Below are 18012 nucleotides of genomic sequence, written 5' to 3' on the forward strand. Positions count from 1 at the left end.
GTGGACAACTTTCCCCACAATGCACCTCTGGCTGCCGCACTCCGGTGGCGCGGGCAGCACATGCGACCACCACCAGGTCTTTTGATCAGACATACCCCCAGGCCCGGGAAGCCGCGCCCTTCACGATCGAAGCATGTGGAAAACTTCTCCTGGGGAGGAAAGATGGAGACCGAAAGGTGCATGAACTCGCGCATCCCGAATGTACATCGCGGCACCGACAAACGAACGAGCTCCTTCACGGAATGTGGATGGAAGCGGTGTGTGGAGGAAAGATTTCTGGTTCGGTCGCCCGCGGGGAAGCTCTCCGTCGGGAGGCGGCGCGGGCGCGAGCATCGGAGGGCGGCGGGGGCGGCAAGGGCGCGGGCGGCGCGGGCAGCGGGGGCGCGGGCATCGGAGTGCAGCACGGGCACAGCACAGGCACAGGCGCGGGCACCAGAACGCAGGGCAGGCACCAGAGCGCGGCGCCCTCCCCGCGCCGAGGTCCACAATGGACTCCATGACGAACCTCGCTGACTTCACCGCGACCACGATCACCGGGAAGGACAAGGACCTCGCCGACTACTCGGGATCGGTGGTGCTGGTCGTGAACACCGCCAGCAAGTGCGGCTTCACCCCGCAGTACGCGGGCCTGCAGGATCTCTACGCGCGGTTCCACGAGAGAGGCCTCGCCGTCCTCGGCTTCCCCTGCGACCAGTTCATGAACCAGGAGCCGGGCAGCGAGTCCGAGATCGCCGAGTTCTGCTCGGTGAACTTCGGCGTCGAGTTCCCGATGTTCGCGAAGATCGAGGTGAACGGCGAAGGCGCCCACCCCCTGTACCAGTGGCTCACGGGCGCGCACGGAGACATCCCGGCGGCGCCGATCGGTTGGAACTTCACCAAGTTCCTGCTGGGACGCGACGGCACCGTGCTGGGTCGCTACGCCTCCGACGTCGAGCCCGGCGATATCGCAGCGGACATCGAGACGGCGCTGGCCACGGGGGCCTGAACCGGGCTCGACCCCCGCTCGTCGTCGGCCGCGGCCCTCACTCCCCGCGCGTCGTCGGCCGCGGCCCTCACTCCCCGCGCGTCGTCGGCCGCGGCCCTCACTCCCCGCGCGTCGTCGGCCGCGGCCCTCACTCCCCGCGCGTCCACCCCTCGGCCACGACGTGCTCACGATCCTCGGTCCGAGCCGTGTCCAGCACGTCCCTCTTCCCGTCCGTGACCCGGATCCGACCCACCCAGGCGCCGAGCCCTCGGGTCGCACGATCCGTCGTCAGCGTGAGGCGGAGCTCGACCTCTCCGCTCATGGCCTCCTCGCCGTCCACCAGAGGGAAGGCACCCTGCCAGCGGCGGCGACGGCCCCAGCCGGTGATCTGCCCGTCGGGGACCGCGATCGGCTGCTGGTGCCGGGCCTCGAGCGTCCCGGCTAGCGGCGCCCACGTGCTCCCCTGATCGGCAGAGGCCTCGACGGCGAGCACGTCGTAGGCGGTCTCGAGGTGGGTGAAGAGATCGAGCAGCACCGTCGGCCCCTGCTCCGGATCGCCCGAGCCGCCACCGGAGCCCGAGCCTTCTGAGCCCTCACGCGATCCCCCGCCCGAGCCCGCAGCCGGCAGGTCCACCGCCGCGCTCAGCGTCGCGGTGGTCGAGTCCTCGTCCCCGGCGTGCCAGCCCTCGCGGACCTCCTCGGGCACGATGCCCAGGGCATGCGCCACACAGGTGGAGACGCCCCGGCGGGTCTCCGAGGTGCTCGACCATTCCCGCGTGGGGTGCACGGAGTTGGTGAGCAGGATGACGATGGTGTCGGTGAGCGGATCGATGACCAGGGAGGTTCCCGTGAACCCGGTATGGGTGCCGCTGTAGGGGCTGGTCAGTCCTGCGTGATAGAACCAGGCCTCCAGCTCGGGGCCGAGTCCGCGGCGGTCCCCGCCCACCCCGGTGATCTCCGCGATGCGGTCGGTGTACATCTCCTGCACGGTCTGCGGTTCGAGGATCCGGGCGTCCCCGTAGCGTCCGCCGCCCAGGAACATCTGCGCGAACACTGCCAGGTCCTTCGCGGTGGAGAACACGCCGGCGTGCCCGGCGACGCCGCCGAGGGAGTAGGCGTTCTCGTCGTGCACGTGCCCGTGCACCAGCTCGCCGTAGTACTCGATGTACTCGGTCGCAGCGATGCGATCACGCAGCTCGGCGGGCGGGTTGTACATCGTCTCGCTCATGCCGAGCGGCTCGGTGATGTGCTTGCGCACGTACTCGTCGAGCCCCTGTCCGGAGAGCTTCTCGACGACCAGGCCCAGGGCAATCAGCCCCAGATCGCTGTAGACGTAAGCGGTGCCGGGCGGTGCATCGGGGGCGACCGTGAGCGCGGCGTCGATCCGCGAGGGCACGTCCGGGTAGTCGGAGTAGAGGCCGAGGGTGGCCGGCAGCCCACCGGTGTGGGTGAGCAGATGCTGCACGGTGACCTGGCCCTTCCCGCCCTCGGCGAAGGACGGCAGGTGAGAGGCGACGGGGTCGTCGAGCGCGAGCGAACCCTCTTCGACCAGCTGCATCACCGAGGTCGCGGTGAAGATCTTCGAGATCGAGGCGAGATCGTAGAGGGTGTCGGTGCGGGCCTGGACCCACTGGTCCTCGGGGAGCTGCTCGGAGGCGTTCTTCCAGCGCAGCGCGTATCCGTCGGCGTGCTCGACGGCGATCCCCGCCTGGGAGGCGACCAGCACGGAGGCCCCGGAGAAGCGCGCCGGATCGACCTCGAGGCCTGCGCGGAGAATCCCGGGCAGCTCCTCGAGCACTGCGGGGTCGAGGCCGACGGACTGCGGCGTGGCCTCGTGCAGCGTCCGGCCGGAGGGCCGGCGGTCCCACGGGTGGCGGTGCCCCTCGCCGTGGCTCCAGCTCGGGGCGGAGCGCGCGGAGCGCCGCGACGAGTCGTCCTTGTCCGGCGCGGGGTCGCCCTCCGCGAAGGCGGCCGCGGGAAGGCCGACGGCAGTGGTCGCGGAGGCCAGGGCTGCGGCGGTCAGTCCGGTCCGACGGGTGATCTGGGGATCCATGAGGCTCCTTCGCATCAGGCCGCCCAACGTATCGACGCCCGCCGCGCCGGACAAGCATCGCCGCGCCACAACCGCCGGGGACTTCTGCCGTCCTCAGTCCCGCTGCAGTTCGAGCACCGGCACGCAGGGAGGGCTGAAGCCCAGCACCTGTCCGTAGAACGACAGCGTCGCCTCGGTGGCGCGGATGATCGAGTCGGCCTGGCGGAAGCCGTGCTGCTCCCCCTCGAAGAGGAGGTAGGCATGCGGGATGCCCTTGGCGGCGAGGGCGTCCCGGAACAGCTCCGACTGGCTGGGCGGGACGATCCGGTCCTCATCGCCCTGCAGCAGCAGGACGGGCACCTCGAGCTCGTCGACGTGGGTCAGCGGTGCTCGCTCGACGTACAGATCGCGCCGCTCGGGGTACGGGCCGACGAGACCGTCGATGTAGCGGGACTCGAAGTCGTGCGTGTCCAGACGGAACGCCTCGAGCTCGGCGACACCGAAGCTCGAGGCTCCCGCGGCGAAGGTGTCGGTGCGGGTGAGGCAGGCCAGCGTGGTCCACCCGCCGGCGCTGCCGCCCTCGATCGCGAGCCGCCGCCCGTCGGCGATCCCCTCGCGGACCAGGTGGTCCATGACGGCCACCGTGTCGGCCACGTCCACCACGCCCCACTGCCCGCGCAGACGGTCCCGGTACGCGCGGCCGTAGCCGGTCGAACCCCCGTAGTTCACGTCGACGACCCCGAGTCCGCGGGAGGTGTAGTACGCGGTGGGCAGCGACAGCACCGGCGGGACGTGGCCCGTCGGACCACCGTGCACGCGGGCGATGAAGGGCGGCAGCTCCCCCTCGCGTCCGGCGAGTCCTTCCTGGTGGGGAGGATGGACGATCGCATGGACGACGCCGCCGTCGGGCAGCGGCACCTCGATGCTCTCCCCGCGGGGAAGCACCGAGGGGTCCGGAGCGTCGTCCCGCGAGGAGCGCAGGAGGGTCAGCGGGGAGAGGGCAGGGGCCGAGCCGTCCGAGGGCAGCCTCAGGTGCGCGGTGTGCAGGGCGCCGAAGCGCGTCGGCGAGGATCCTGCGAGCAGCAGCAGCCCGTCCTCGCGCAGCTCGGCGGCGGCGATGTCCGTCAGCGGTGACTCGAGCGGCGTCAGCCGTCCGTCGCTGGTCCGCAGCAGGCCGAGGCCGGTGGCCGCTCGCCCGTACGTCACGAGGGCGAGGTCAGGGTCGAGCACCTGGTACCAGGTGGTCCCGAGCGCCCACATCGGCCCCGCGAACTCCTGGTCGAGCTCGAGCAGCTGTCGCGCGCCGTCGGCCGCCGACCACGACCAGGGGTTCCACCAGCCCGAGGTGTCCGAGACGAACATCAGGCGATGGTCGTCGAGCCATTCGGGCTGCATCACGGAGGTGCCCGTGTCGCCCGCGACCACGTCGCCGACGCCTGCGCTGCCGGCCAGCAGCGGCGCGACGTGGAGCTCGGTGCCGTCCCACGGCAACTGCGGATGCTGCCAGGTCAGCCACGACATCCTGGTGCCGTCGGGGCTCACGCGCGGGTGGGCGACGAAGCGGGAGGCAGGGGTGACGCGGCGGATGGCCGACAGGTCCTCGGCGGCCGAGCCGTCCAGCGGCACCGCTGCGATGTAGCGCTCGATGTGCGGCGCGCCGTCCTCGTCGAGGCGGGGTCCCAGCTCGCCGCCGGTGTGGTCCTCGCAGATCCACCAGACCTCGCGCGTGCCGTCGACGAGGGTGACCACCGTGGGGTCTGCCCAGCGCAGGGACGGGCCGTGCGCGGTCTCGACCTCGGGGCCGACGGGGGTGAGCGGGCGCGGCTGCTCGCCCTCGCGGAGCGCATGAACGCGCTGGTCCTCGAAGTTCACGAAAACAACAAGAGGACGGTGAGGTGGGCTCGGGGGACGGGCTGGGGGAGCAGGATTCCCCGGCACGACGGTCCAGCTCGCCCCGCCATACTCGTGCACGCGCGAGCGGGCGTTGAAGGGGGCGGGCAGAACTGTGACCGCAGGTGCGGGAGCGTGCCCGGCCTCGGATCCGGCCCCGGGCTCCCCGGTGCCCCCGTCCGCCGGCGTCCCCGGCACCGGGACCGGACCGGCGCTGCGCACGATCGCCTGCCGCCCGCCCTCGGTGGCGATGCCCTCGGACCACCACACGGCGTCACCGACCAGGCGCGGAGAGCTGAGCCGGGTGCCGCCCGTGGCGAGCAGCTCGGCGGAGATGGGCGAGGGCCAGGACCCGTACGGCAGTGTGGTCACCATGAGGACAGGGTAAGCATGGGAACCTCCCGAGGCCCGCGGTATGTGGACAGCCGACGCCCACCGACCCAAACAGTTCCGAGGACAGCCCCTGTCCTACCCGTGGGAGACGCTCGAACCATGACCTCTTCGAGCTCTTCACTCATCACCCCGATCTCCCGACTGACCGGCGGCTACGGCAGTCTCAACGCCTTCGCTGCGGTGACCGGGCCCGGCGGCGCCCGCGGCTTCCTCGAATTCCTCGGCGCGGTTCTCGACGCCGTCGAGACGCCCGAGGCCCATGCCGTCGACACCGATGGCCTCCTGATCCACTCCGAGGCGAGGATCGGCGACTCCTGTCTCATGGTCGTCGACTCCAAACCCGACTGGCCGTTCACCCCGGCACTCCTCCAGGTCAACGTCGAGGACCCCCAGGAGGTGCTGCGGCGGGCTCTCGCCGCGGGAGCACGGCTCATCACGGAAGTCTCCCCGTTCTACGGCTCGACGATCGCCCGGTTCCAGGACTCCTGGCACAACGTGTGGTGGCTGTTCGGTCCGGAAGACCCTGACGCCCCGGCGCTGGAGTGGGATCCCGAGGTCGCGGAGCAGGAGGGGGAGAGCGACGTGCACGCGACCATCTGCCGGGCGATGGAGGAGCTGGTCCCGCCGACGGGCCGCTGACCGGCGGCGGCGAGCGCGTGCCGGCCCCCCGCCGACGGCTCACACCAGGATCGAACCCTCCACGGTGAGCACCGTCGCGCCTCCGATCCAGATCGAGCCGTCGGCGTCGACCTGCACGTCGATGCGTCCCCGGCGGTCCAGGACCGTGCCCTGCGCGGCGGTCCAGCGCGCAGGCATCGGTTCGCGGTCGACCATCCACTGCGCGATGCCGGCGTTGAGACTGCCGGTGACCGGGTCCTCGACGCCTCCGAGCGTGAAGGCCCGGACCTCGTAGAGCGGGCTGTTCCCGTCGGCCGGAGCATGATGCCGACCCACCACGCCGAGCTTCGAGTCCGTCATCCAGGCGAGGTCAGGAGCCAGGGACAGCACCTGCTCGGCAGTCTCCAGCTCGAGCACCCTCCAGCCCGGTCCGTTGTCGGCCCAGGTGTGCCCGCGCACGGACGAGCGTTCGACGCCCAGGGCCGCTGCGAGCTGCGCGACGTCGGCCTCGTCGAGGGGGCCGCTGCGCAGCAGGGGCGGTGCCACGAACGCGAGCCGGTCCCCGTCGCGGCGGATCTCGATGAGGCCGGCCGCGCACTCCTGCACGATCCGCTCCCCCGACGGCTCTCCCCCGCCGCGGAGCCAGGCGCGCGCGGTGCCCAGGGTGGGATGGCCGGCGAAGGGCAACTCCCCGGAAGGAGTGAAGATCCGGACCCGGTAGTCGGCGTCGGGATCCCTCGCGGGCAGCAGGAACGTGGTCTCCGAGAGGTTCGTCCAGCGCGCGATGCGCTGCATGTCCTCGTCGGTCAGTCCGTCGGCCTCGAGCACCACGGCCAGCGGGTTGCCGCGCTGGGGACGGTCGGCGAAGACGTCGAGCTGGGCGAAGCGATGGGATCGCGGAGAGCGAGTCGAGGCGAAGGGCATGTGCATGAGCCCATCCTCGCCTCCCCAGGTCCGCCAGGAGAAGCCGACCGTATCGTCCTGCGCGCGCATAGCGTCTGCCGCTTCGAGGACCTCGCGGGGCGTGAAGGCGACCAGGGCGCCGGATGCCCTGCAGAGGGTCACCACGACGCCGAGCGTGCGTCGCCGCAGGATGCGCAGTTCGGTGGACCTCCTGCGCTCGAAGGGAGGGAGCTTCGGGATGAGCACGCCGCAGGGCCCGGTCCTCCGTGGGGAGTCCGAGCCCTGCGGTCAGGTCCTGCAGTCAGGTCAGGTCAGGAGGTCAGCGCCCGCAGTCGTCCAGCGCCTGGTCCTCCGCCTGCATCGCCTCGAGGCCGTAGTCCTCGGGTTCGGACTCCGGGATGTCGGTGCCGTGCAGGGAAGCGCCCGCGGTCTCCTTGAGGAAGAGCAGCGCGACCATGCCGAACACACAGCCGAGCATCACGTAGACCGCCGGGAACTCGAGGAAGCCGGTGGCCGAGACGACCGCCTCGTTGAGGGGTGCGGCCGTGCCGCCGAAGATCGAGGTGAACACGTTGTAGGTGACGGCGAAGCCCGCGAAGCGCACATGCGCCGGGAACATCGCCGGGAACGTGGCCGAGATCGTCGACAGCTGAGGGATGTACAGCAGACCCAAGATCGCGAAGCCGAGGATGGCCAGGCCGAAGCTCTGCCCCATCAAGGTGTACATCGGCAGGGCCATCACGAACAGGCCCACCATCGAGAACCACCACATCTTCTTGCGGCCTATTCGATCCGACAGGGATCCGCAGAACGGGATCACCGCCATCATCGCGAGCTCACCGATCAGGACCACCATCAGCGACTCGTTGTTCGTGAGGTGGATCTTGGTCTCGAGATACCCGGGCATGTAGGTCAGCAGCGTGTAGTTCGCGATGTTCAACGGGATCACGAGGCCGGCCATGACCAGGATCGTCTTCCAATAATTGAGGATCAGGTCGCGCAGGCCGTGGGTCGCGCTCTCCTCCGCGTCGCCGGCCTCCTCGAGGTCCTGGAACACAGGGGTCTCGTCGAGCCGGGACCGCAGGTACAGACCGATCAGGCCCAGCGGTGCGGCGATGAAGAACGGGAGCCTCCATGCCCACTCCATCATCGCGCTCTCGCCGAGGGTCAGCTGCAGCACCAGCACCACGACGGTGCCCAGGGCGAAGCCACCCAGGGTGCCGAATTCGAGGAAGCTGCCGTAGAGCCCGCGGCGCTTGTCCGGGGCGTACTCGGCCATGAAGGTGGCCGCGCCGCCGTACTCACCGCCGGTGGAGAAGCCCTGCACGATGCGCAGGAACGCCAGCAGGATCGGGGCGAGGATCCCCACCTGCTCATAGGTTGGCAGCACACCGATGAGGAACGTCGCCGCCGACATCAGGATGATCGTCAGGGCGAGCACGTGCTTACGGCCCAGGCGGTCGCCGAGCGGTCCCCAGACGAAACCGCCGAAGGGGCGGGCCAGGAAGGAGATCGCCAAGAAGGCGTAGGTCCAGAAAAGTCCTTCGGACCCCTCCGGGAAGAAGTGGGCGGCGATGTAGGTGGCGACCACCGCATAGGCGCCGTAGTCGTACCACTCGGTGGCGTTACCCATCGCCGAGGCGGCGACCGCTTGGCGGATCGTCCGGCGGGGAGGAAGGTCCTCGAAGGCGGTGGCCTCGGAGGCAGAGGTATCTGGGGGCGGGGCGGTCGGTGTCGTCACGGTCGGAACTTCCCGTTCTTCGCGCACGTGCCGCAGCACGCGGTAGCGGCACTCCCGGGGGGCGTGGGGAAGTCGCCCGACACTCCGAGAGCGGCCGGTGGCAGGTGACCACCGGACGGACGACGGGGCACGTCACCATGGCCGTTCGACCCGGCAGAGCGCTCCGTCACAAACGCGGTCACGATACTCAGATCTTCGACGATCCGCCAATGCAAGCGTCTTCCGGCAGACCTCCGCGCTGGCCAGACGAGGAGCGCGGGTTGATATGACCATCCGGTAGGTACATCACCCGGATCATCGCGCAGGCACTCTGCTCGCCGCCGCTCAGTGGTCGTCGCGGTGCGGGGCCTGCTCGCCCTCGCCAGGGGCTCGCGCGAGGTCCTGCGGCGCCGTTCTCGGGTCCACCGGAGCTCCTGAGAGATAGGCGGCGCGAGCGAGCACGTTCGAGGCGACCGAGGAAACGATGATGAGCGCGAGCACCGTGACGAGCGTCTTGAGCAGAGACTCCGGCTCGAACCCGTCGACCCGGAGGTGCTCCAGGAAGGCTCCCACGACGATCATCGGGAGCCCCAGCCCGGTCGCCGGGGAGAGCACATTGATCCGGCTGAGGGCATCACGGGCATGGAACATCGATAGCGCTGCCGTGAGCATCCAGAACGCCCCGCCCAGAAGCAGCACAGCGATGAGAACGGACAGCGCGAGGTCGAGCACGGCCATCATCGGCGCCCCCTGGTGAGAATACGTGCGAGAGCCACTGTGGCGAGGATGCCCAGTACGGAGGCGATCAGTGCCGCATCGATGGCTGCGGCAGAGGTCTTCAGGAGCCCCACTAGCACGATCAGGCCGACTCCGGAGAAGAAGACGAGGTCGCCGACGACGGCTCGGCTGGCGGGGTCCGGTGCGGTGGCCACGCGGAAAAGTCCGACCAGGATCGTGGCACCGAGCAGTCCGACGGTCACCCACAGGACGACGCTCATCGCTCTTCCTCCGAGGTGGTGGGGCGGTCGGGACGCGCGTCCCGAACGTGGTCATGAGCCTTTCGGGCAGCCTGGCCGTCCGCGAATCGCTCGTCGGCAAGTCCTCCCCGGCGAGCGCGCAGGGAGGCGTCCGCCCCTCCGCTTCCCCGGGTGGCCCGCAGCAGTCGCTCCTCCATCTCGGAGAGATCTGCTGTCACCTGGTCTCGTGACTCGGCAAACAGCGCGTGCACGAACAGGCTGGAGCTCTCCTCGAGGGTGCCGTGCGCGATGCCCACCACCAGCGTGCCAGGGGTGATCGTGATCGATGAGGCCATCATGATGATCTCGACGTCGGTGGTGGCCCGCAGAGGGTACTCGACGATAGCCGGTGAACTGCGAGTGCCAGGGCTGTAGACGCCCTTGGCCACGTCGACGGAACCCTTGACGATCTCGCCCAGGATCCACAGCACGTAAGAGATCGAGTTCCGCAGGCGTCTCATTGGCCGATCACCGCCTCCACATAGGCGTCGACGTTCAGCAGGTCGGTCGCGGCGGTGTCGATCGTGGGCAGGACCGCGCCGATGCCGACGAACATCGCCAGCGACAGCATCAGCATCGCCGCTCCCGGCATGGCCAGAGACCATCTCACGCGCACATCGTCCGGAAGGGGCACGGGGGCGCCGCGCCCTGTCCGCGGGTCGTCCGGGCGGTACGTGGTCATGTCCTCGCCCCATGCCATGCCGCGCCACACTCGCTGCAAGCCCAGTAGCGAGCCCACCGATGCGATGATCACGGCGAGGATCGCCGCCCACCCGAGCACGACACCCCCGGACGTCGCCTGCTCGGCGGAGGCCCCCAGCAGTCCCACCTTGCCCCACAGGCCCGACGTGGGCGGCAGGCCGACGAGGCTGAACAAGCCGAGAGCGAGGATCGCAATCACCCAGGGGTCGCGTCGCGCGAGGCCAGAGAGGTGATCCAGGCGACCGGATCCGTAGGTGTGCTCGATCGCGCCGGTGGTCAGCAGGAGGGCGGACATGGTGACCACGTGGTGCACCAGATACAGGATGCCGGCGGTGACGGAAAGCTGGGTGAACAGCGCCAGGCCGAGCAGGATATGACCCACGCCGGAAACCATCTGGTGCCCCATGGCTGTCCGCACGCGCGTGGCGCCCGCGGTGGAGAACGCCCCCACCAGGATCGTGACGAGCACCAGCGCCGCGAGGACCACCAGGAACGGCAGGCCGTCGGAGAAGGCGACCGCCACGATGCGGTACATCGCATAGAGCGCGACCTTGGTGTGCAGCGCGGAGAACAGAGCCATGACCCCCGCGGACGTTCCCGGATAGGCGCGCGGCAGCCACGAATGGACCGGCACCATGCCGGCTTTCACGGCCAGGGCGAGAAGGACCACGGCAAGTGCCGCAGCGGTCGCCGGGTCGTCGCTGCCGACACCGGCGAGCGAGGCGAGGTTCACGGTGCCCGCTGTGCCGTAGACGAATCCGACACCGATCAGCAAGATCGTCGAGGTGAGCAGATTGACCAGGACGAACAGTCTTCCGATGCCGAGGCGCCGCCAGCCGCCGGTCACGGCGATGAGCGCATAGGACGGCATCAGCATGACCTCAACCCAGACGAACAGGTTGAAGAGGTCACCGGTGAGCAGCGCACCGTTCACCCCGGCGCTAAGAAGCAGCACCAACGAGGGCAGGAATCGGTACCGGGACTCGCCCGTCAGTATCAGAAAGGCACTCGCAGCGAGGGTCGAGACCGCCGTGACCAGGAGCATCACCGCGCTCAGGGAATCGGACACAAAGGGGATCGCCAGCACATCGGAGAATCCGCCCACGGCGTGAGAGATCACCGGCTCGGTGTGGTGATGGATCAGCAGGCCGAGGCCACCGAGGCCCACGGCCACGGGCGCGCCGATCAGGATGACGGTCTGGACAGCGCGACGGCGGACGAGCAGCAGAACGGCAGCTCCCAGCAGGGGGACCACCACGAACAGGGGCAGTAGAGACGGTGGCACGGTAGGGATCATGAGTCGTGGCTCTCCCCGGTCGCGGGGTGCCGGGACATGTCGTCGTCCCGGCCGATCACGGCAAGGGTCAACATGAAGATGGTGACCGCCATGGTGATGACGATCGCGGTGAGCACGAACGCCTGCGGCAGCGGATCGGCCATCTCCGCCCGGGCGGAGAGATCGGTCAGCGGCTCGGCCCGCCAGCCCGGCACGCCCGTCGCCAACAGGACGAAGTTCGCGGCATGGCTGAGCAGCGTCATCCCGAACACCGCGCGGACCATGCTGCGCTGCAGCAGGAGGTAGACACCGCCGGCGACGAGGACGGCCACGGTCAGGCTGAGGATCATCGGCGGCCCGCCTCCTTCGGTTTCGTGCCGACGGTCAGGTGCGAGGTGCCTACCCCGACGCGGCGACGCCGAGGCACGGTCTCGCCCCGGGTGGTGTCCAGCGGGCCCGGCAGCTCGCCCTCGACCGCCTCGTCGGTCCGTTCCCGGGTGCCCTCGCCCGGCGGGACGGTCCCGGTGGACGCCCCGGCTCCCAGAAGGTTCACCGCGACCATGACCAGGCCCAACACCGCAAAATACACACCGAGGTCGAAGATCATCGAGGTCGAGACATGGGCCGCCAGAAGGTGACCGTGCAACGGCTCGAGGAATCCGCCCCGGAGGAAACCGATGACCCCGGCGCCGAGGGCCACGGTGATGCCGCCTCCAATGAGGAACAACGGCAGGCGGGGCGGTCCGATCGGACGGTCCGTCGAGGTGGACAGGTACATGAGGGCGACGATCGCGGAACCGACGAGTGCGGCGATGAAGCCGCCGCCGGGCGCATTGTGCCCGCGCAGGAAGAGCATGGTCGAGATGATCCCGAGGATCGGGGCGGTGATCCGCACCATCAGCTGCAGAGCGGCGGCATTGCCCCAGGCACTGTTGATCGCCCGTTCCGCTGCAGTTCCTTCGCCCCGCAATGCCGGCACCCTGTCGGCCTCGTCCTCGGAACCACGGCCGCTGTCCGGGTCGATGAACATGTGCCGCACGCTGGAGAGCACTGCGACGATTGCCACGCCGGCCATCCCGAGCACGGAGAGCTCCCCGAGCGTGTCCAGGGCACGGAACTCCACCAGGATGACGTTGACGATGTTGTGGCCGCCCGTGATCTCCTCGGCGTGCGCGATGTAGTACTCGGCGACATCACTGCGTCCGCGTCGGCCCGTGAACAGGTACATGCCGGCGCCGGCCGCGAGGCCGACGGCCCCGGCCAGGAGCAGTGCTCCACGGCGACGGGGGCGTCCGGGGGAGTCGAAGCGTCTCGGAAGGCGCTGCAGCACCAGCATGATCACGATGATCGTCAGCGACTCCACGAGCAGCTGGGTGAGCGCGACGTCCGGGGCGCCGAGCGCGAGGATCTGCACCGTAGCGAGGATCCCCACCGCCGACAGAGAGACGGCCGCACCCAGCCGGTCGCGCCGTGTGCAGACCACGAACACCGCAGCGACCATGAGCACCAGGATCACGCCGTCGACCGGAGCGTTGACGCCGGGGGTCATCGGCGCCAGGTCATCAGCGAGGATCACCAGAGCTGACAGGACGACGACGGAGAACGCTCCCAGGATCACGGCAAGGTGTCGCATCGGGTCGTCACTGGCGATGGGCCGCACGAGCAGGAGAGCGACGCGCCTGGCAAGACGATCCACGGCCCCCAGCACCCGAGCACCGTCGACCGGGAACGGGCGCGCCTCCAGGCGCGGGAGCACACGGCGGCGACCGAGGGCGATCAGCATGCCGAGCACGACCACGGCCACCGTGAGACCCAGCTCCGCCGAGAGACCGTGCCACAGCGCGAGGTGGGGGTGGTGCTCACCGCCGAGGGCCGCATCCATCGCGCGGGCCACCGGAGTGTCGAGCACGCCGACGACGAGCGCCAGCGGGAGACCGGCGACGATCGGCAAGGCGGCGGGCCACAGCAGAAGCGGAGCCGGACGGTGGGCGTCTCGCGCATGCACGAGGGCGCCGGTCCGGTCCGTGCGACGGGAGCGCGAGGACGGGGAACGGGTCTGCGTCGCGGAGGCGTCGAGGCGGGACAGCATGTCCTCGTCGCGCCCGTCCACGAAGACCCCGAGCACGATCTTCGCGCAGTAGGCGAAGGTGAGCACGCTGGCCCCAGCGATACCGAGGGCGATGAGCCAACCAGCCCAGGCCGCCCCCTCGATCTCCAGGGCGCCTGTCAGGAGCGCCTCCTTGGAGACGAAGCCGAGCATCGGCGGCAGCCCTGCCATCGACATGCATCCCAGAACGGTCACCACGAAGCTGCCGGGGAGGGCCCGAGCGAGGGCAGGCATCCGCAGAAGTTCGCGGGTGTGGACGGCATGATCGATGACCCCGACCATCATGAAGAGCCCGGACTTGAACAGTGCGTGCGCGATGGTGTGCAGCACCGCGGCGAGGATCGCCGCCTCGGTCCCGACGCCGATCAGGGTGACGATCAGGCCCAGTTGACTGACCGTCGAGTAGGCCATGAGCTTCTTGAGGTCGGGTTGCTGCAGCGCCAAGAATCCACCGACGAATGCGGTGACGAGGCCGGCGCAGATCAGCAGCACGTTCCAGGCGATCACGTCGTGGAAGGCCGGGCTGAAGCGCAGCAGCAGGAAGATGCCGGCCTTCACGACGGCAGCGGCATGCAGGTACGCGGAGACCGGCGTCGCCGCAGCCATCGCGTCGGGCAGCCACACGTGGAAGGGGAACTGGGCGGACTTCGTGCACGCCGCCACCGCGACCAGCACTGCGACAAGGGTGGTAAACGCCGGGTCCTTGGCCCAGATGTCGGCTGCGAGCACCTCTGTCACGGAGGAGGTGCCAAGACGCAGGATCATCAGCGAGACCGCGGCCAGCAGCGCCAGCCCACCGAGGAACGTGATCAACAGGGTGCGCATCGAGGCCGCCTGGCCCCCGCGACCGGAACGAGCGATGAGGAGGAACGACGCGATCGAGGTCAGCTCCCAGGTTACGAACAGCAGCACCAGGTCGTCAGCGAGGACCAGTCCCACCATCGACGCGGTGAACAGCGCCATCACCAGGGAGAAGCTGAGCTGTGGGCCGGGATCAAGATATCTCGCCGAGTAGGCCAAAACCACGGCACCGATGACGAGAGCGATCATCGCGAACACGATGCCGACGCCGTCCGCGCGCAGGGCGAAGTCGATGCCCCACTGCGGAGCCCAGGGGACGGAGAACGTCGTGACCGCAGCCTGCGTGGAGCCGCCGAGGACCGCGGATGCGGCGGGTACGAGCGCCGCAGTGGCGAGAAGGTACAGCGCAGCGAGGATCCAACAGGCGGAGCGGCCGAGAGCGCGGTCGAGGACCGGGGTGATCGCGACCGTCGCGACGAGGATCAGCAGGGTCCACAGCACCGACACCGTCAGCACCCCGGCCCGGGACGGGCGGCGGTGTCGTGGCGGGTCATGACCGGGATTCTAGCGAGAACACGAGAGCGACCCAACTCGGTCTCCTGCAAGGAAGGCTCGTGCGGCTCGCGCGCGCGAAGAGAAACTCGCCTCGTCGCCGCGCTGCGTGGCCGGTCGACCCGCCCCTGATGTGCCCGACGTCACGCTCGCGGCGGCCCGTGTCGATCCGCCGCGGCATCCTGCCAAGGCCGCACGCCCCCGACGACACCTCATGTGGCGTGCCGCCCCTCGCTCGATGCGGGGAACTACTCGGCGCGGGGCAGCACCTGCACCACGGAGGGCTTGGGGCCCGTGCCGTCGAAGTCCGGGAAGTGGGAGGTGTGTGCGCCCCATTCGCCGTCCTCGCCCGGGTGTTGGACCGAGACGAAGGCCGTGCGCTCCACGTCGCGGACGATCGGACCGCAGGTCTCTGCCTCGCGCGGGACGGCCAGGAACTGCTCGACCCGGCCGCGGGCGTCCCCCTCGACGGTCACCCGGAACAGACCGTCGCTGTAGCCGATCCCGTCGGGTGCGCCGTCGGTCGAGATCCACAGGTTGCCCACCGAGTCGAACGCTAGGTTGTCCGGGCAGGAGATCGGGGAGACCTGCTCCGGGGTGAAGCCGGAGAAGTAGGTCTGCTCGTCCTGCGCCGGGTCGCCGCAGACCAGCAGCAGGTTCCATGCGAAGGTGGTCGAGGTCTTGTCACCCTGCTCGTCGATCTCCACGACGTGACCGTCCCGGTTCTCGGTGCGGGGGTTCATCTCGTCGGCCGGGGCCTCGCCCTCGGTGCCGCGATCGCTGTTGTTGGTGCAGGCGACGTACACCCGGCCGGTGAGCAGCGACGGCTCCACGTCCTCGCAGCGATCCATCTTCGTGGGGCCGACCGCGTCAGCCGCGAGGCGAGTGTTGACCAGGACCTCCTCGACGGTGAAGCCCTCGACCTGCGAGGCGCCGTCGACCACGAGCGGCAGCCACTCCCCGGTGCCGTCGAAGGCGCCGTCGGCGGGCAGCTCCCCGGTGCCGTCGATCTCCGCCTCCGGCGAGTTCCCGCTGAACCGGGCGACGTACAGGTCGCCCTCCTCCAGCAGGGTCAGGTTGTGCTCGCGGTCGCCTTCGACGTACGTCGCACGGGAGACGAACTTGTACAGGTAGTCGAAGACCTCGTCGTCCCCGGAGTAGGCCACGACGTGGCCGTCGTCGGCGACGATGACGTTGGCGCCCTCGTGCTTGAAGCGGCCGAGCGAGGTGTGCTTCCGCGGGGTGGATTCCGGGTCGAAGGGATCGACCTCGACGATCCAGCCGAAGCGGTTCGGCTCGTTCTCGTACCCCTCGGTGCGGGCGTCGAAGCGCTCGTGCTTCGCCTCCCAGTTCCGGGCGGTCTCCTCGTCGGCCAGTCCGTAGCGCTTCTCCGCCTCCGAGGTGCCGGTGGCGCGGAAGTAGCCATGGAAGTTCTCCTCGCCCGAGAGCAGGGTGCCCCAGGGGGTCAGACCGCCCGAGCAGTTGCCCAGAGTGCCCAGGACGGTGCGGCCCTCGGGGTCCGCGGTGGTGCGGGTCAGCTCGCTGCCGGCGGCGGGGCCGTCGAGCGTGAACTCGGTGTCCAGCAGGATGCGTCGGTTCAGCTCCGCCCCGCGGACGTAGGCGTACGGGGAGCTGGTGTCCTCCCGCTCCAGCTCGACGACGGTGAGGCCGTGGGCGGCCATGCCGATCTCGAGCACGGCGTCCTCGTCGGTCTCCGGCGGGAACATGATGTTCTCGTTCGTGTACTCGTGATTGACGAACATGACGGCGCGCTTGCCGTCGCTGTCCGGGATCTCCTGGAGCTCCGTGTAGTCGTTGTTGTAGCCGAACTGGCGCTTCTGGGCCTCGGCGCTCTGGGCGTCCCACTCGAAGTCGGGGGCGTCCTCGAACAGCGGGTCGCCCCAGCTGATGACGGGATGCCAGTCGAAGCCCTCGGGCACCGTGAACTCGTCGGTCTCCGCGTCGACCGGCGCGATCGCCGTGAAGGAGAGCTCGGTCCCGTTGGGCGTCGGGCCCTCCGCCGTCCCCGTCGTGGACCCCTCCTCGGCGGGGGTGGGCCCCGAGCAGGCCCCCAGGGTGCCGGCGAGCGCGATCGTGAGCGCGCCGCCGGTGCCCCCCAGCACGGTCCGGCGGGACAGCGCCGCGGAGGCGATGTCGCGGAACGTGGAGTTGTCGGAGTGGTTGCACGGGCCCGCGGCGCACTGGTTGGCGCACTTGAGCGCGCAGGTCACCGCGGAGCGCTTGCCGCGCACCGCATCCTTCATCAGGAGCGGGAGGTCGATCAGAGCCATGGAGCGGGTCCTTTGCTGTCGAGCGTGCGAGCGCCCGCAGCCGCGGGCACGACGTCCCGACGATGCGTCAGCAAAATGATCCCCCGCCCACCCGCAGGCGACGGCACCGTGAACTCCGGGCGTCGCGGAAGGGACACCCGCGCGGATCGGACATCGCCCGCCCGCGTCAGCACGGATCGCAGGCACCCGGCGTCACGGGCCGGTGCCCTCGCGAGGCGCCGGAGGCACGGACCGGTCACGATGCGGCCCACCGGTGTCGCTCGATCGCCGGTCCGACGGGATCAGAACCGGGTCGGCGCCACGAAGGACTCGGGCTTGACCAGCACCACCGGCACCGGCGACTCGATCGCTACCCGCTGCGAGGTCGAGCCCAGCAGGATCTTCCCGATCGGGGTGCGCCGCCGGATGCCGAGCACCACCAGGTCGACGGCGCCGTGCTCGACGGCGTCGAGGATGTCATCGGCCGGGTCGTCACGCCGGGGGACCGTGCGCAGCTCGTGCTCGAGGCCGGTCTCGGCCAGTCGCTTGGACAGCGGCCGCTGATCGGTCACCCCGTGAGCCTTGCGCGGGTCGGGGGCCCGCTCGGAGGCGAGCACGAGCAGCCCCGCTTCGCGCAGCCTCGCCTCCTCGACGGCGAAGTCGAAGGCGGCCTCGCTGGTGGCGCTCGGGACGTAGGCCAGCAGGATCGTGGTCATGGCATCTCCCTCGGGTGTCGATCGATGGGTCGGGACGGGTGGACGGGAACGC

General features: G+C 69.9%; 14 protein-coding genes. 2 read left to right on the forward strand and 12 right to left on the reverse strand.

The window, feature by feature from the left end; all coding sequences use genetic code 11:
* Window positions 1-496: 496 nt before the first annotated feature.
* The gene (locus JOF43_RS02525; RefSeq protein ID WP_209898649.1) at window positions 497-985 is read left to right on the forward strand and encodes a glutathione peroxidase; all 489 of its coding nucleotides are present in this window, start codon (window positions 497-499) and stop codon (window positions 983-985) included.
* A gap of 127 nt (window positions 986-1112) precedes the next feature.
* Here the strand turns inward: JOF43_RS02525 and JOF43_RS02530 are convergent, their stop codons facing one another.
* A complete protein-coding gene (locus JOF43_RS02530) occupies window positions 1113-3017 on the reverse strand; it encodes a serine hydrolase domain-containing protein (RefSeq protein WP_245353992.1) in 1905 nt (634 codons plus the stop codon).
* Window positions 3018-3110: 93 nt separating this feature from the next.
* Window positions 3111-5261 (reverse strand): prolyl oligopeptidase family serine peptidase, encoded by a 2151-nt coding sequence (locus tag JOF43_RS02535; protein ID WP_209898655.1) that lies wholly within the window; start codon window positions 5259-5261, stop codon window positions 3111-3113.
* Between the two features lie 117 nt (window positions 5262-5378).
* Here JOF43_RS02535 and JOF43_RS02540 point away from each other — a divergent pair, with 117 nt between their 5' ends.
* Entirely contained in the window at window positions 5379-5918 is a 540-nt protein-coding gene (locus JOF43_RS02540) for a VOC family protein (protein ID WP_209898658.1), read from the forward strand.
* A gap of 39 nt (window positions 5919-5957) precedes the next feature.
* On the opposite strand, the gene JOF43_RS02545 is transcribed toward JOF43_RS02540, so the two are convergent.
* The 10 genes from JOF43_RS02545 to JOF43_RS02590 all read right to left on the reverse strand — a co-directional run bounded on the left by JOF43_RS02545 (window position 5958) and on the right by JOF43_RS02590 (window position 17960).
* Entirely contained in the window at window positions 5958-7046 is a 1089-nt protein-coding gene (locus JOF43_RS02545) for a PhzF family phenazine biosynthesis protein (RefSeq protein WP_342592069.1), read from the reverse strand.
* 73 nt (window positions 7047-7119) lie between these two features.
* Complete coding sequence (locus tag JOF43_RS02550) at window positions 7120-8541, reverse strand: MFS transporter (protein WP_342592070.1); 1422 nt, start codon at window positions 8539-8541, stop codon at window positions 7120-7122.
* A 324-nt stretch (window positions 8542-8865) separates the two neighbouring features.
* Entirely contained in the window at window positions 8866-9261 is a 396-nt protein-coding gene (locus tag JOF43_RS02555) for a cation:proton antiporter (protein ID WP_209898660.1), read from the reverse strand.
* Window positions 9258-9518, reverse strand: coding sequence for a monovalent cation/H+ antiporter complex subunit F (locus JOF43_RS02560; protein ID WP_209898663.1), 261 nt, complete (start codon window positions 9516-9518; stop codon window positions 9258-9260). The genes JOF43_RS02555 and JOF43_RS02560 overlap by 4 nt, the downstream gene beginning before the upstream one ends.
* The gene (locus JOF43_RS02565; RefSeq protein ID WP_209898665.1) at window positions 9515-9997 is read right to left on the reverse strand and encodes a Na+/H+ antiporter subunit E; all 483 of its coding nucleotides are present in this window, start codon (window positions 9995-9997) and stop codon (window positions 9515-9517) included. Before JOF43_RS02565 ends, JOF43_RS02560 begins: the two co-directional genes overlap by 4 nt.
* Window positions 9994-11535 carry a proton-conducting transporter transmembrane domain-containing protein gene (locus JOF43_RS02570; protein WP_209898668.1) on the reverse strand — a complete coding sequence of 514 codons (1542 nt, stop codon included), beginning with the start codon at window positions 11533-11535 and terminating at the stop codon, window positions 9994-9996. The genes JOF43_RS02565 and JOF43_RS02570 overlap by 4 nt, the downstream gene beginning before the upstream one ends.
* Window positions 11532-11864 (reverse strand): sodium:proton antiporter, encoded by a 333-nt coding sequence (locus JOF43_RS02575; protein WP_209898672.1) that lies wholly within the window; start codon window positions 11862-11864, stop codon window positions 11532-11534. Before JOF43_RS02575 ends, JOF43_RS02570 begins: the two co-directional genes overlap by 4 nt.
* A complete protein-coding gene (locus JOF43_RS02580) occupies window positions 11861-14938 on the reverse strand; it encodes a DUF4040 family protein (RefSeq protein WP_209898675.1) in 3078 nt (1025 codons plus the stop codon). The genes JOF43_RS02575 and JOF43_RS02580 overlap by 4 nt, the downstream gene beginning before the upstream one ends.
* Window positions 14939-15222: 284 nt before the next feature.
* A complete protein-coding gene (locus tag JOF43_RS02585) occupies window positions 15223-17265 on the reverse strand; it encodes a PhoX family protein (RefSeq protein ID WP_209898676.1) in 2043 nt (680 codons plus the stop codon).
* Window positions 17266-17546: 281 nt separating this feature from the next.
* Entirely contained in the window at window positions 17547-17960 is a 414-nt protein-coding gene (locus JOF43_RS02590; RefSeq protein WP_209898679.1) for a universal stress protein, read from the reverse strand.
* Window positions 17961-18012: the final 52 nt, after the last annotated feature.

Origin of the sequence: Brachybacterium sacelli (assembly GCF_017876545.1) — a bacterium.
In the GTDB taxonomy this organism is placed as follows: Bacteria; Actinomycetota; Actinomycetes; order Actinomycetales; family Dermabacteraceae; genus Brachybacterium; species Brachybacterium sacelli.

Bases quoted from the DNA above. Each gene is read 5' to 3' on its own strand.
- JOF43_RS02525 (WP_209898649.1), top strand. From the start codon at position 497: ATGACGAACCTCGCTGACTTCACCGCGACCACGATCACCGGGAAGGAC.
- JOF43_RS02530 (WP_245353992.1), bottom strand. From the start codon at position 3,017: ATGGATCCCCAGATCACCCGTCGGACCGGACTGACCGCCGCAGCCCTG.
- JOF43_RS02535 (WP_209898655.1), bottom strand. From the start codon at position 5,261: ATGGTGACCACACTGCCGTACGGGTCCTGGCCCTCGCCCATCTCCGCC.
- JOF43_RS02540 (WP_209898658.1), top strand. From the start codon at position 5,379: ATGACCTCTTCGAGCTCTTCACTCATCACCCCGATCTCCCGACTGACC.
- JOF43_RS02555 (WP_209898660.1), bottom strand. From the start codon at position 9,261: ATGATGGCCGTGCTCGACCTCGCGCTGTCCGTTCTCATCGCTGTGCTG.
- JOF43_RS02560 (WP_209898663.1), bottom strand. From the start codon at position 9,518: ATGAGCGTCGTCCTGTGGGTGACCGTCGGACTGCTCGGTGCCACGATC.
- JOF43_RS02565 (WP_209898665.1), bottom strand. From the start codon at position 9,997: ATGAGACGCCTGCGGAACTCGATCTCTTACGTGCTGTGGATCCTGGGC.
- JOF43_RS02570 (WP_209898668.1), bottom strand. From the start codon at position 11,535: ATGATCCCTACCGTGCCACCGTCTCTACTGCCCCTGTTCGTGGTGGTC.
- JOF43_RS02575 (WP_209898672.1), bottom strand. From the start codon at position 11,864: ATGATCCTCAGCCTGACCGTGGCCGTCCTCGTCGCCGGCGGTGTCTAC.
- JOF43_RS02585 (WP_209898676.1), bottom strand. From the start codon at position 17,265: ATGGCTCTGATCGACCTCCCGCTCCTGATGAAGGATGCGGTGCGCGGC.
- JOF43_RS02590 (WP_209898679.1), bottom strand. From the start codon at position 17,960: ATGACCACGATCCTGCTGGCCTACGTCCCGAGCGCCACCAGCGAGGCC.